Origin of the sequence: Streptomyces thermocarboxydovorans, from assembly GCF_039524635.1 — a bacterium.
Classification (GTDB): domain Bacteria; phylum Actinomycetota; class Actinomycetes; order Streptomycetales; family Streptomycetaceae; genus Streptomyces; species Streptomyces thermocarboxydovorans.
The window spans coordinates 36,955-50,628 of the sequence record NZ_BAAAGU010000041.1 but is presented as its reverse complement, the minus strand read 5'-3'; the positions used below and the strand labels follow the sequence as shown (position 1 = coordinate 50,628).

Below are 13,674 nucleotides of genomic sequence, written 5' to 3'. Positions count from 1 at the left end.
CGTCACCAGGACGTCGGTCTCCGGGGCCGGACGGGCGGGGTCAGGCCTCGCGGGTGCCCTCGTACATCTCCTCGATGAGGTGCTTGTACTCGCGCTCCACCACCGGGCGCTTGAGCTTCAGGCTCGGGGTGATCTCGCCGTGCTCGACGTCCAGGTCGCGCGGCAGGAGGCGGAACTTCTTGATGGTCTGCCAGCGCTGCAGGTTCTGGTTGAGCTTGTCGACGTAGCCCTGGACCATCTCGACGGTGGCCGGGGCGGCCACGATCTCCGCGTAGGACTTGCCGCCCAGGCCGTTCTCCGCGGCCCAGCCCTGGAGGGCGACCTCGTCGAGGGCGATCAGGGCGGTGCAGTAGTTCCGGTCGGCGCCGTGCACCAGGATGTTGGAGACGTAGGGGCAGACCGCCTTGAACTGGCCCTCGACCTCGGCCGGGGCGACGTACTTGCCGCCGGAGGTCTTGATGAGGTCCTTCTTGCGGTCGGTGATGCGCAGATAGCCGTCGGGCGACAGCTCACCGATGTCGCCGGTGTGCAGCCAGCCGTCGGGCTCCAGCACCTCGGCGGTCTTGTCGGGCAGGTTGTGGTAGCCCTCCATGATGCCGGGGCCGCGCAGGAGGATCTCGCCGTCGTCCGCGATGCGCACCTCGGTGCCGGGCAGCGGCTTGCCGACCGTGCCGGTGCGGTAGGCCTCGCCGGGGTTGACGAAGGAGGCGGCGGAGGACTCGGTGAGGCCGTAGCCCTCCAGGATGTGGATGCCGGCGCCGGAGAAGAAGTAGCCGATCTCCGGGGCGAGGGCCGCCGAGCCGGAGACGCAGGCGCGCAGCCGGCCGCCGAAGGCCTCGCGGATCTTGGCGTAGACGAGCTTGTCGGCGAGGGCGTGCTTGATCTTCAGCCCGGTGGGCGCGGAGGCCGTGCCGGTGCGGCGGAAGTTGTCCTGCGTGATCTGCGCGTACTCGCGGGCCACCCCGGCGGCCCACTGGAAGATCTTGTACTTGGCGGGGCCGCCGGCCTTCGCCTTGGCGGCGACGCCGTTGTAGACCTTCTCGAAGATGCGCGGCACGGCCGCCATGTAGGTCGGCTGGACCACCGGGAGGTTCTCGACGATCTTGTCGACCCGGCCGTCGACGGCGGTGACGTGGCCGACCTCGATCTGGCCCGAGGTGAGCACCTTGCCGAAGACGTGCGCGAGCGGCAGCCACAGGTACTGGACGTCGTCGCTGTGGACCAGGCCGGTCGCGGCGATCGCCTTGGCCATGTAGGCCCAGTTGTCGTGCGGCAGGCGCACGCCCTTGGGGCGGCCGGTGGTGCCGGAGGTGTAGATCAGGGTGGCGAGCTGGTCCTTGGTGATCGCGGAGACCCGCTCCTTGATCAGCTCGGCGCCCTTCTCCAGCCGGGCCGCGCCGCGGGTCTCCAGATCGGCGAGGGTGATCACCCAGTCGTCGGTCTGCACGCCGGCCGGGTCGATGACCACGACCCGGGTCAGCTCGGGCAGCTCGGCCCGCTTCTCGACCGCCTTGGCGACCTGCTCGGCGTTCTCCGCGATGAGCACCTTGCTGCCGGAGTCGGCCAGGATGTACGCGGACTCGTCGGCGTTGGTCTGCGGGTAGATCGTGGTGGTGGCGGCGCCCGCACAGAGGATGCCGAGGTCGGCGAGGATCCATTCGACCCGGGTGGCCGAGGCCAGCGCGACGCGCTCCTCGGGACGCACACCGAGCTCGATCAGACCCGCCGCGATGGCGTTCACCCGCTGGGCGGCCTGGGCCCAGGTCAGGGACTTCCACTCGTCCGGCCCCTGGCCGGAGGCCGGCGGGACGGGGTAGCGGTATGCCTCGGCGTCCGGTGTGGCCGCCACGCGCTCCAGGAAGAGGGCCGCCACGGACGGCGGACGGTTCTCGATCAAAGTCTGTACGTCGCTCACGACATCCTCCGGGGCCCGCGACAGTGCGGCTGGCTCATTGCGGCTATTGCGGCTGATTACACTCGCGATTCGTTGTTTAACTCGCGAGTAACTACGAGCAGGGACAGAGTAAAGGCCGACCGGCCCCCGCGTAAGGGTTTGCGGCCTGTCGCTTCGCACAGAGAGCTACCCCGCGGACGCGAAGGGGTCCGCCCCACTTTCGTGCGGCGGACCCCTTTTCGCCCGCTTCGTACGTGACCCTCGGTTCGCTTCCGGTTACTTCTTGCCCTTGCCTGTGCCCGCGCTGTCGTCGCTGGACAGAACAGCGATGAAGGCCTCCTGCGGAACCTCCACGGAACCCACCATCTTCATCCGCTTCTTGCCTTCCTTCTGCTTCTCCAGCAGCTTCCGCTTACGGGAGATGTCACCGCCGTAGCACTTGGCGAGAACGTCCTTGCGGATGGCGCGAATGGTCTCCCGGGCGATGACCCGCGAGCCGATGGCGGCCTGCACCGGCACCTCGAAGTTCTGCCGCGGGATCAGCTCCTTGAGCTTGGCGACCAGCCGCACGCCGTACGCGTATGCCTGGTCCTTGTGGGTGATCGCCGAGAAGGCGTCCACCTTGTCGCCGTGCAGCAGGATGTCGACCTTGACCAGGGAGCTGCTCTGCTCGCCGGTGGGCTCGTAGTCGAGGGAGGCGTAGCCGCGCGTCTTGGACTTCAGCTGGTCGAAGAAGTCGAAGACGATCTCCGCCAGCGGCAGGGTGTAGCGGATCTCGACCCGGTCCTCGGAGAGGTAGTCCATGCCGAGCAGCGTGCCGCGGCGGGCCTGGCACAGCTCCATGATCGCGCCGATGAACTCCGAGGGCGCCAGGATGGTGGCGCGCACCACCGGCTCGTACACCTCGTGGATCTTGCCCTCGGGGAACTCGCTCGGGTTGGTGACGGTGTGCTCGGTGCCGTCCTCCATGATCACGCGGTAGACCACGTTGGGCGCGGTGGCGATCAGCTCCAGGCCGAACTCGCGCTCCAGCCGCTCCCGGATCACGTCCAGGTGCAGCAGGCCGAGGAAGCCGACGCGGAAGCCGAAGCCGAGCGCGGCGGAGGTCTCCGGCTCGTAGACCAGGGCGGCGTCGTTGAGCTGGAGCTTGTCCAGCGCCTCGCGCAGCTCCGGGTAGTCCGAGCCGTCCAGCGGATACAGACCGGAGAACACCATCGGCTTGGGGTCCTTGTAGCCGCCCAGCGGCTCCTCGGCACCCTTCTGCTGGGTGGTGACGGTGTCGCCGACCTTGGACTGGCGGACGTCCTTCACACCGGTGATCAGATAGCCCACCTCGCCGACGCCGAGGCCGTCGGCCGGCAGCATCTCGGGGGAGTTGGTGCCGATCTCCAGCAGCTCGTGGGTGGCGCCGGTGGACATCATCCGGATCCGCTCGCGCTTGTTGAGCTGGCCGTCGACGACCCGGACGTACGTCACCACACCGCGGTAGGAGTCGTACACCGAGTCGAAGATCATCGCGCGGGCCGGGGCGTCCTTGACGCCCACCGGGGCGGGGATCTCCTCGACCACCTTGTCCAGCAGTGCCTCGACGCCGAAGCCGGTCTTCGCGGAGACCTTCAGCACGTCGTCGGGCTCGCAGCCGACCAGGTTGGCGAGCTCCTCGGCGAACTTCTCGGGCTGCGCGGCCGGCAGGTCGATCTTGTTCAGCACCGGGATGATCGTGAGGTCGTTCTCCATCGCCAGGTACAGGTTGGCGAGGGTCTGCGCCTCGATGCCCTGGGCGGCGTCGACGAGGAGGATGGTCCCCTCGCACGCGGCGAGCGACCTGGACACCTCATAGGTGAAGTCGACGTGCCCCGGGGTGTCGATCATGTTGAGGATGTGCGTGTTGCCCTTGTCGTGGGTCGGTGCCCACGGCAACCGCACGGCCTGGGACTTGATCGTGATGCCGCGCTCGCGCTCGATGTCCATGCGGTCGAGGTACTGAGCGCGCATCTGCCGCTGCTCGACCACCCCGGTCAGCTGGAGCATCCGGTCGGCGAGCGTGGACTTGCCGTGGTCGATGTGCGCGATGATGCAGAAGTTGCGGATCAGAGCCGGGTCGGTACGGCTCGGTTCGGGCACATGGTTAGGGGTCGCGGGCACGCAGGGTCCTGTCTCTTGAGGCGCCTTATGCCTCGGGTCGGATCGATACGTAGTCTCCATGGTCCCACGGGTGGGGAGCGGCGACCGGTTTGGGCCGGGCAAAGAGCCGCTGGTAGTCTAGGGCGCTGTGTCTCATGCCCTCTCGCGCGAGACACTCCCGAAGGCTCAGGTACCACCTGAGGCAACTCAGAACAACTCTGAAAAGGCTCATTCGTGGCGAACATCAAGTCCCAGATCAAGCGGAACAAGACCAACGAGAAGGCCCGGCTGCGCAACAAGGCCGTCAAGTCCTCTCTGAAGACCGCGATCCGCAAGACTCGCGAGGCCGTTGCCGCGGGTGACGTCGAGAAGGCCGTCGAGTACCAGCGCGCTGCCGCGCGTCAGCTCGACAAGGCTGCCTCCAAGGGCGTCATTCACAAGAACCAGGCCGCCAACAAGAAGTCGGCCCTGGCTCAGAAGGTCGCGGCCCTCAAGGGCTGACCGGCTCCCGAAGCCGGTCGATCTGCTGATCTGATCGCCGGAAGGACCCGGGCGGGCCCTCTCTCATCCGCCCCCGACCGGCACACCGAGTTCGTACGCGGCCTGCGTTCGCCACGCGGGTACGAGCTCATCAGCTGTGAACGAGGACCCCGTCCGCTCACCCCTCCCCAGGGTGACGGACGGGGTCCTCGGTGTTCCGGGGGTCTGGTGTTTGGGGGGTCATACAGGCCAGAGGCCCGTAGGTGCGGCCTCTCAGGCCCAGAAGTCGTTCGCCGCGTCGAGGTCGGCGACGCACTCGTCGAGGTCGGTGATCTTGTCGCCGACGATCCGGAAGACGATGCCGCCGTCCTCGTCCAGGTGCTTGCCCTGCCGGTCGCCCATCGCGTGGTGCACGGACATCACGTGCCCCCGGCCGTCCACGAAGATCTGGCCCAGCTCGACACGGAAGGTCCCTCCGGTCTCCTCGCCGAGCCGGCGGTACATGTCGAGGATCGCGTCCCGTCCCTTGTAGTCACCCGAGATGATCCCGGTGCCGGGAACATGGTGGGTGGCGTCCGACGACAACAGGTCGCGCAAGGCGTCCAGGTCCCCCTCGATAAACGCTCCGTATCCCTTGCGTACGAGCATTGCGTGCGGATGTTCAGCCATGGCGCTCGCCACCTTCCCGTATACCGGCGACCCGAGGCTGACACTCTCGATTCTCCTCCTCCGGGGAGGGGAGGCGACTCGATCACCCGGTGCGGACGGCTCCCGCCGGTGCGCCCGTTGACGCGCCCTTACGCCCGGCCCCTCGACCGCGCCGCGCGGGCGATCGTGACGACCGCCTTCTCCAGCGCGTACTCCGGGTCGTCGCTGCCGCCCTTCACCCCCGCGTCCGCCTCGGCGACCGCGCGCAGCGCCACGGCCACCCCGTCCGGCGTCCAGCCCCGCATCTGCTGCCGCACCCGGTCGATCTTCCACGGCGGCATGCCCAGCTCGCGGGCCAGATCGCCGGGCCTGCCGCCGCGCGCCGACTGCAGCTTCCCGATGGCCCGCACGCCCTGCGCCAGCGCGCTGGTGATCAGCACCGGCGCGACCCCGGTCGCCAGCGACCAGCGCAACGCCTCCAGCGCCTCGGCGGCCCGCCCCTCGACCGCCCGGTCGGCGACCGTGAAGCTCGACGCCTCGGCGCGGCCGGTGTAGTACCGGCCGACGATCGCCTCGTCGATGGTGCCCTCGACGTCCGCGACAAGCTGGGACACCGCCGAGGCCAGCTCCCGCAGATCACTGCCCACGGCGTCGACCAGCGCCTGGCACGCCTCCGGTGTGGCCGACCGGCCCGCGGCACGGAACTCGCCGCGCACGAACGCCAGCCGGTCCGCCGGCTTGGTCATCTTGGGGCAGGCCACCTCGCGGGCGCCCGCCTTGCGCGCGGCGTCCAGCAGGCCCTTGCCCTTGGCCCCGCCCGCGTGCAGCAGCACCAGCGTGATCTCCTCGGCGGGCGAGGCGAGATACGCCTTGACGTCCTTCACGGTGTCCGCGGACAGGTCCTGCGCGTTGCGCACCACCACGACCTTGCGCTCCGCGAAGAGCGAGGGACTGGTCAGCTCGGCGAGGGTGCCCGGCTGGAGCTGGTCCGGGGTCAGGTCACGGACGTCCGTGTCGGCGTCGGAGGCCTTCGCCGCGGCGACGACCTCCTGCACGGCACGGTCGAGCAGCAGCTCCTCCTGACCGACGGCGAGCGTCACCGGAGCGAGGGGATCGTCTTGAGCAGCTTTCCTGGCCATCGCGACAAGGATGACACGGGGCACTGACAGGGCGGGGCGGCACGGGTTGCCGTCGCGGCGGACGCGGGCCGTCGTCCCGGCGGACGCAAGCCGCCGTCCCGGCGGACGCAAGCCGCCGTCCCGGCGGACGCGGGCCGTCGTCCCGGCGGACACGGGGTGTGCGTCTCCGGGGAGGGCGGGTTGGAGACCGACCGGCGGCCGGCCGGTGGCTACGGCTCCTCGCGCCAGCCGTCCCACTCCGCCGCGAAGCGGTCCAGCTCCCCGGGGTCGAGGCGTTCGTCCTCGTCCCGCAGGGGCACCAGCCACTGGGCGTCCTCCGCGTCGTCCTCGCCGGCCAGGGCGTCGCGGACGATCCGCACCTTCTCGTTCACTGCGAACCTCTCGGCCAGCGCCTCGACGGCCTCCTCCGCGGCGTCCCGGTCCGGCAGCACCAGTACATGTCGCACCTCACTCACGACACCCATTCTCGGGTCCGCCGCGAGGGGCCCGGTCCGCACGTCCCGGTCACCCGGGATGCCGCCTCACGGCTCGCGCACCTCCCGCACCTCGCGCACCTCCCGCACCGCGGGCACCCGGTCGAGCCGGATGCCGAAACGGTCCCGGTAGGCGGTCAGCACCTCCTCGTCCGTGTCCAGTTGCCGCTCCTCGCGCTCGCCGTCACCCGCGCCGGTCAGGACGAGCTTGCGGCCGCTGAGGGTGACCCGGCCGCCGTCCTCGGTGACCCGTGAGCAGACCAGGGACTGCCGGAAGTGGGAGCGGGGCGAGGTGCTGTGCCACCAGGCCCCGGTCACGAAGTCACCGAGCACCCTCGGGCGGCGCTCCAGCCGGTACGCCGGCTTGCCGTTGCGCAGCACGTCCAGGTCCCCCGTCCGGTCGGGGTCGGTTCCGCCCCGCACCCCGGCCGCGTCGGGCCCGGCCTCGGCGATCCGGAACGTGCCGCCGGGGTCCTCCTGATCGCCCCGCTCCGCCAGGGCCAGCGGGTAGTGGCTGTGGGCGCCGAAGCCCACGTCGGTCAGCCAGTCGCCGCCGTCCACCGACCGCCGCCCGATGGCTCGCCCCGCAGCAGACCGAGCTTGAACTGCTCACCGGTCACCCAGTCCGCTCCGACTACAAGATGCCGGGCGAGCCCGACGTCTGGCCGAAGGCAGACGTCATCGCCGTCGCGCCCGCCACCTTCAACACAATGAACGCCTGGGCCCTGGGCATCACCCGCGACTTCATCGTCGGGGTGGTGGCCGAGGGCATCGGCAAGGGCATCCCGCTCGTGACGATGCCGTGTGTCAATGCGGCCTACGCGCAGCACCGGCAGTTCGAGCGGAGCGTGACAGAGTTGCGCGACATGGGCGTGCACGTCCTCTACGGCGAGAGCGGATTCGTGCCGAACCAGCCGGGCCAGGGCCGACCGAAGGAGTACCCGTGGCACGCGGTGCTCGATGCCGTGGAGGATGCCGTCGCCAAGTAGTAGTCAGGCGCGCACCCGGACGGAGCGCCGCGAGAAGTGCACCTCAGCAGCGGGCGGTAGCCACTGTGAAGGGTCCTGGTCCGCCTTGCTCCTGTTCGAGGGCCCGGCGCTGTGGCCGGGCCCGGGGATGCTGTGGTGGTGGCAGGGTGGGGCGTTGAGACCTACCCCGACAGTCCAGTGCGTGCAGCTTGGTGCGTTCAGTTCGGTGCCTTCAGTCCTCGGCGACTCGCAGCGCGCCGGGTGTGCCGGTGACCGCCAGTGCTCCGTGCCGGTCGGTGCGGAGCACCATCGCTCCATGGGCGCGCAGGGCAGCGACCGTGGTGGGTGCGGGGTGGCCGTAGGAGTTGTCCGCGCCGACGCTGATCAGGGCCAGCCGGGGGGCGGCTCGGCGCAGCAGGCCGGGGTCCTGGTAGGCCGAGCCGTGGTGGGCGACTTTCAGGACGTCCACGTTGGCGAGTGCCGCGCCCGCCGGTGAGCGGGCCAGGGCCCGCTGGGCCGGGGGTTCCAGGTCGCCGAGCAGGAGGAGGCGCAGGCCGGCCGTGCGGACGAGTATGGCCACGCTGGCGTCGTTCGGGCCCAGGGGTTCAGGGGGAGCGGTTCCGGGCGGGGGCGGCCACACCACCTCCCAGGTCAGCTCTCCCGTGCGCCGCTGCTCCCCGGCGGCCGCACGGGTCAGCGGGACGCCCCGGGCGGCCGCCAGTCTGCGGACCGATGCCGCCTGCTCTTCGGGCTCTTGGAGTCCCGTGGTCTCGATGGCGCCCACGGAACGTCCGCGCAGCACTCCGCTCAGGCCTGTCACATGGTCGGCGTGGAAGTGGGTGAGGACGACGAGCGGGATGGTGGTGATGCCGAGGGAGTGCAGACAGCGGTCGATCGGCTCGGGGTCGGGGCCGGTGTCCACGACCACGCCGGTGCCCTCGCCCGCCGCCAGCACCAGCGCGTCGCCCTGGCCCACGTCGCACATCACCATCCGCCAGCCCGGCGGGGGCCAGCCGGTGACGGCGCGGGTCAGCGGGGGCGGGCGCAGCACCACGAGCACCAGCAGCAGGGCGCACGCCCCGCACCACCAGGGGTGCCGCAGCAGCCGCCGTCCGGCGAGCAGCGCGGCCAGGGTGAGCGCGCCGAGCAGGGCCGCGCCGGTCCAGCTGCCGGGCCAGTCCACGCCCGCGCCGGGCAGGGCGGCGCCGGTGCGGGCGATCTGCGCGATCCACTCCGTGGGCCAACTCGCGCACCAGGCGAGCGCCTTGGCGACCGGCATCGCCCACGGGGCGGTGGCCAGCGCGCCGAAGCCCAGCACGGTGGCCGGTGCGAGGGCGAACTCCGCGAGGAGATTGCACGGCACCGCGACCAGGCTCACCCGGGCGGAGAGCACGACGACCACCGGAGCGCACAGGGCCTGTGCCGCACCGGCCGCGGCCAGGGCCTCCGCGAGCCGGGGCGGGACCCCGTGCCGTTGCAGCGCCGTGCTCCAGCGGGGTGCGAGCGTGAGCAGCGCGCCGGTGGCCAGCACGGACAGCAGGAAGCCGTAACTGCGGGCCAGCCAGGGGTCGTAGAGCACCAGCAGCAGGACGGCCGTCGCCAGCGCCGGGATCAGGGATCTGCGGCGGCCGGTGGCGAGCGCGAGCAGGGCGACGGATCCGCAGGCCGCCGCCCGCAGCACGCTGGGGTCGGGCCGGCACACCACGACGAAGGCGAGGGAGAGCACGGCTCCCATGAGTGCGGTCGCCCGGAGCGGGATGCCGAGCCGGGGTGCCAGGCCGCGGCGCTCCGCGCGCTGGGCCATGCCGGGAGGGCCGAGGAGCAGGGCGAGCAGGATGGTGAAGTTGGCGCCGGAGACGGCGAGCGTGTGCGTCAGGTCGGTCTCCCGGAACGCCTCGTCCAGCTCGGGCGTGATCCGTGAGGTGTCGCCGACGACCAGCCCCGGCAGCAGTGCCCGCGCGTCGGCGGAGAGCCCGTCGGTCGCCTCGCGCAGACCGGCGCGGAGCCGTTCCGCGAAGCGCTGCACTGCCGACGGTTCGCCCACGATGCCCGGTCCGCCCAGGCCCTTGACGCGCAGGACGGCGGCGAACCGGTCCCCGCCCACGAGCGCGGGAGCGAGCCGCCCCTCAACGGCCACACGGGTGGAGGGGAGCAGTCCCAGCCAGGCCGAACGGGCGTCACGTGACCGGGGAGCCGTGGGGGTTGGTGTCGTCGGGGGGCTGGTCCGGGTCGTGCCGGTCTTTCCCGAGCGGGGGTCGACGATCAGCAGGACCGGGGTCCGGGTCAGCTGCTCGGGTCCGCCGTCCGCTCGCCGGACCCGGCGCACCTCGCCCTCGATCAGCACCACCGGCGGAGCCAGGTGGGCGCCGCTGACGCGGGGGCGGCTGAGCCGGGGGTCGGAGGTGACCTCGACCTCGGCCGTGACGGTCACGAACTCCCGTGCCAGCGCCGGTACCGGGCCCCGGCGCAGATCCGCCCCGTGGAGGCCGGCCGATGCCGCCGCCGCGGCGATGCACACCAGCAGGGCCGAGGCGGAGACGCGTGTCCGTGCGCGGCGGCTGCTCCTCCGGAGGGCGAGCAGCACGCCTGCCGCGAGCAGGGCGACGACCACCATCCCCGCGCCCACACCCGAGGGGGCGGGCAGGATCACGGCCGCCGTCGCCCAGGCCGCCAGTGCCGGTGGCACCAGCCGGAGATCCGCCGGCCCCTCCTGGCGTGGCCGGGCGGCTCCCAGCGGATGCCCGGAGCGGGCGTGCACCAGTGACCGAGTGCCGGGGGTGTCCCGTACGCCGCTCATGGCCGTACGAGATCCCGCAGCTCCGCGAAGCGGCGGTCGCCGATGCCGTTCACCTCGCGCAGTTCGTCCACCGAGCGGAAACCGCCGTTGCGGGTGCGGTACTCGATGATGTGCTGGGCCAGCACCGGGCCGACGCCCGGCAGGGTGTCGAGCTGCTCCGGTGTGGCGGTGTTCAGGGAGATCGGAGCGGTGGGGCCGGCAGCTCCTGCCGCGCCTGCGGTCCCGGTCCCGCCTCCGGCCGTCGTGCCGGCCCCGCCTGCCGCGGGCCCCGGTGCAGGGCCTCCGACGACGACCTGCTCCCCGTCCACCAGGAAGCGGGCCCGGTTGAGTCCGTCGGTCTTCGTTCCGGGGCGCACTCCGCCCGCCGCTCGCAGGGCGTCCTCGACGCGGGAGCCGGCCGGCAGACGATGGACGCCCGGGTCACGCACCTTGCCGCTGACGTCCACGACGATCTCCGCGGCGGCGGAGGCCGGGACCTTCGTCGCAGCAGTCGGGGTCGGCTCGGGAACGCTCGGTGCCGCGGCCGCCCGTACCACCTCCGGGGGCTCCACGGGCTGGGTCCGTCCCGTCCAGAAGTGCTGGACGGCGAAGCCCACCGCGACCACCAGCACCACCGACAGGGCGATCAGGCTCCGGCGCTCCATCCCGCACCGCGACTGGATCCAGAGCGGTAACCGCTCCCGGAGGGCGAGACCCCAGCGCTCCCGGCGGCTGGGCAGATCAGGCGTGGGGCCGGGGGCCTCCTCCGAGTTCGTCTGCTCGTCGTCCGTCGCGGCAGGCGGCGTCACTGGCGCCACTGGCACGTCCGGCGCATCCGGCCCGCCCGGCGCCACCGAGGATTCCGGCGGATCCTCGCGCCAAGCCCAGCTCGGCACCCGCCGCCCGCCCCGCGACCCGAACAACGCCTCCGCGCGGCGCCGGAGTTCGTCCGCCGAGGCGTCACGGTCCCGGTGCCGGTGCCCGCGACCGTGACGGGGCCGCCGGTGACGGACACGGCCGTCGGAGGCGGGGCCGCGGCCCGGTCCGCTGCTTGCAGTGGCTGTGCGTGAACGTGATCGAAGTGCCATGCGACGAGGATCGGGGGCCTCGCCGTAACCGCGATGATCTTGCTCGATTTCCGTGGACTACCCGCAGGTTGTGGACAACTCCGTCACCCGTACGTGTCAGCCACGGGCGTCATCCGCCCGCTCGCCGAGCCCACCCGCCCCGGCGCAACCGAACCCACCCGCCACCGAGCCCGCCCGCCGGCTACCGCGCCGAGACCACAACCCCCAGCAACCCGGGCCCGGTGTGCGCCCCGATCACCGCCCCCACCTCGCTGACATGCAGATCCGCCAGCCCCGGGATCCGCTCCCGCAGCCGCTCCGCGAGCGCCGAGGCCCGCTCCGGCGCCGCCAGATGGTGCACGGCGATGTCGACCTCCGCGCCGCCCGCCCGCTCGGCCGCGATCTCCTCCAGCCGGGCGATCGCCTTCGACGCCGTGCGCACCTTCTCCAGCGGCTCGATCCGCCCGTCCGCCAGCTGCAGCAGCGGTTTCACGGCGAGGGCGGAGCCCAGCAGGGCCTGCGCCGCCCCGATCCGGCCGCCGCGGCGCAGATAGTCCAGGGTGTCGACGTAGAAGTAGGCGGAGGTGCCCGCCGCGCGCTTCTCGGCGGCCGTGACGGCCTCGTCCACCGTGCCGCCCGCCTCCGCGGTCTGCGCCGCGGCCAGCGCGCAGAAGCCGAGCGCCATGGCGATCATGCCGGTGTCCACGACCCGCACCGGCACCGGTGCCTGCCTGGCGGCGACAACCGCCGCGTCGTGGGTGCCGGAGAGCTCGGCGGACAGGTGCAGGGAGACGATGCCGGTGGCGCCGGCCTCGGCGACCCTGCGGTACGTCTCGGCGAAGACCTCGGGGCCGGGCCGTGAGGTGGTGACCGGGCGCCGCTTCTGCAGCGCCTGGGCCAGGGACCGGGTGGAGATCTCGGTGCCCTCCTCCAGCGCGCGGTCGCCGAGGACCACGGTCAGGGGTACCGAGGTGATGCCGTGCCGCTCCATCGTCCGGGCCGGGAGGTAGGCCGTTGAATCCGTGACGATCGCGACATGGCGGGACATGAGCTGGAGGTTACCTGGCGCGCCGCCCGCACGGCAGCCCGGCCCCGTGGGCGGGGTGCTGCGGTGTCCGGATCATGTGGTGCTCTCGGGGCGGCGCTTCTTCTCCCAGGGGTAGGTGGGGCGCGGTGCGGAGGGTGCGATGGCGGGCCGCTGCCGCTCGGGCTCCGGCTCCTGCGCCTTGGCCGGTTCCTCGGGCCAGGTCTGACCGGCTGTCGGGGACTGTGCGGGCGCCTCGGGCCACGGCGCGGCGGCGGGCCGCGAGCCGGCGGCCGACCGGCCCGTCCCGCTCCCGGAAGCCACCTGCCCGCTCCCGGAGGCGGTCTGCCCTCCCGCCGGCTGCCCGCCCGCGGGCGGCTCCTCGGTGGTCCAGTGCCGCAGGGCCCCGGCCTCCATGCCGATCTGCGTGCTCAGCGATTCCAGGTCGTCCTCGGCGAAGCGGCGGGCGCGGTCGCGGGCGGCCCAGCGCAGGGAATCCGCCGACTGTGTGATGCGCTCGGTGCGCTCGCGCAGGCCGGGCAGCCGCTCGGCGAGGGTGGCCCGGTCCGGCTCGCCCTCGAGCCGGCGCAGCTCCGCGTCCAGCTCGTGGCCGTGGGCGCTGAGGCGCTCGAAGAGGGCCAGGGACTCCTTGATCGACTCGTCCTCGGCGGCGGCCGCCTGGAGCGTGTCCTGGGTGGCCCGCATGGAGGTGCGCAGCTTGAGCCGGAGTTGGGCGACCTCACCCGCGGCACCGGGCGCGACCAGGGACTTGACCTTCAGGGTGTGGTCCTCGACCGTGCGGCGGGCCTGGGTGATGTGGCGGTCGGCACTGCGCTTGGCGGCGCCGACGACCTTCACCGTGGCGTAGGCGCCGAGCACCATCAGGAGCACGAAAAGCAGGACGACGACTGCGAACACTGCCTCCACGGGGCTCCTCCTGAGGGCCGTAGCACCTGTACCGGCACACTCCGCGCCGCTCTTCCACGGTAAACGCAACGAGCAGGCCCGGAGTTCCGGCGGAACCCCGAACCTGCCCGCAGACGACGCCCCGGCTACCCGTAGGGGACGCCCGGATCGCCAC

Annotated in this window: 10 protein-coding genes and 2 pseudogenes; 2 read left to right on the top strand and 10 right to left on the bottom strand. The window is 72.2% G+C overall.

The annotated features are described in order from the left end of the window. Window positions 1-40: 40 nt before the first annotated feature. On the bottom strand, window positions 41-1,915 hold the full coding sequence (locus ABD198_RS19810) for an AMP-dependent synthetase/ligase (protein WP_344003498.1): 1,875 nt from the start codon (window positions 1,913-1,915) through the stop codon (window positions 41-43). A 255-nt stretch (window positions 1,916-2,170) separates the two neighbouring features. Then, complete coding sequence (gene lepA, locus ABD198_RS19805) at window positions 2,171-4,039, bottom strand: translation elongation factor 4 (protein WP_344003496.1); 1,869 nt, start codon at window positions 4,037-4,039, stop codon at window positions 2,171-2,173. A 213-nt stretch (window positions 4,040-4,252) separates the two neighbouring features. Between lepA and rpsT the strand changes: the two genes are divergently transcribed. Next, window positions 4,253-4,519 carry a 30S ribosomal protein S20 gene (gene rpsT / locus ABD198_RS19800; protein WP_167996440.1) on the top strand — a complete coding sequence of 89 codons (267 nt, stop codon included), beginning with the start codon at window positions 4,253-4,255 and terminating at the stop codon, window positions 4,517-4,519. A 252-nt stretch (window positions 4,520-4,771) separates the two neighbouring features. On the opposite strand, the gene ABD198_RS19795 is transcribed toward rpsT, so the two are convergent. The 4 genes and pseudogenes from ABD198_RS19795 to ABD198_RS19780 all read right to left on the bottom strand — a co-directional run. Continuing rightward, on the bottom strand, window positions 4,772-5,167 hold the full coding sequence (locus tag ABD198_RS19795; protein ID WP_344003492.1) for a nuclear transport factor 2 family protein: 396 nt from the start codon (window positions 5,165-5,167) through the stop codon (window positions 4,772-4,774). A 128-nt stretch (window positions 5,168-5,295) separates the two neighbouring features. Next, complete coding sequence (gene holA, locus ABD198_RS19790) at window positions 5,296-6,285, bottom strand: DNA polymerase III subunit delta (RefSeq protein ID WP_344003490.1); 990 nt, start codon at window positions 6,283-6,285, stop codon at window positions 5,296-5,298. A gap of 209 nt (window positions 6,286-6,494) precedes the next feature. Further along, entirely contained in the window at window positions 6,495-6,749 is a 255-nt protein-coding gene (locus ABD198_RS19785; protein WP_344003488.1) for a hypothetical protein, read from the bottom strand. Window positions 6,750-6,806: 57 nt separating this feature from the next. Beyond that, window positions 6,807-7,337: pseudogene (locus ABD198_RS19780) on the bottom strand (arylamine N-acetyltransferase); the annotation flags it as partial. Between ABD198_RS19780 and ABD198_RS19775 the strand changes: the two are divergent. Then, window positions 7,319-7,747 (top strand): annotated as a pseudogene (locus ABD198_RS19775) (flavoprotein); the annotation flags it as partial. The pseudogenes ABD198_RS19780 and ABD198_RS19775 overlap by 19 nt on opposite strands. A gap of 211 nt (window positions 7,748-7,958) precedes the next feature. Here ABD198_RS19775 and ABD198_RS19770 read toward each other — a convergent pair. The 4 genes from ABD198_RS19770 to ABD198_RS19755 form a co-directional block, all read right to left on the bottom strand. Next, window positions 7,959-10,523 carry a ComEC/Rec2 family competence protein gene (locus ABD198_RS19770; RefSeq protein WP_344003486.1) on the bottom strand — a complete coding sequence of 855 codons (2,565 nt, stop codon included), beginning with the start codon at window positions 10,521-10,523 and terminating at the stop codon, window positions 7,959-7,961. Then, a complete protein-coding gene (locus tag ABD198_RS19765) occupies window positions 10,520-11,311 on the bottom strand; it encodes a ComEA family DNA-binding protein (protein WP_425580513.1) in 792 nt (263 codons plus the stop codon). The genes ABD198_RS19770 and ABD198_RS19765 overlap by 4 nt, the downstream gene beginning before the upstream one ends. A 460-nt stretch (window positions 11,312-11,771) precedes the next feature. Continuing rightward, window positions 11,772-12,617, bottom strand: a complete 846-nt coding sequence (locus ABD198_RS19760; protein ID WP_344003482.1) for a DegV family protein — start codon at window positions 12,615-12,617, stop codon at window positions 11,772-11,774. A gap of 72 nt (window positions 12,618-12,689) precedes the next feature. Beyond that, complete coding sequence (locus ABD198_RS19755) at window positions 12,690-13,520, bottom strand: hypothetical protein (RefSeq protein WP_344003479.1); 831 nt, start codon at window positions 13,518-13,520, stop codon at window positions 12,690-12,692. Window positions 13,521-13,674: the final 154 nt, after the last annotated feature.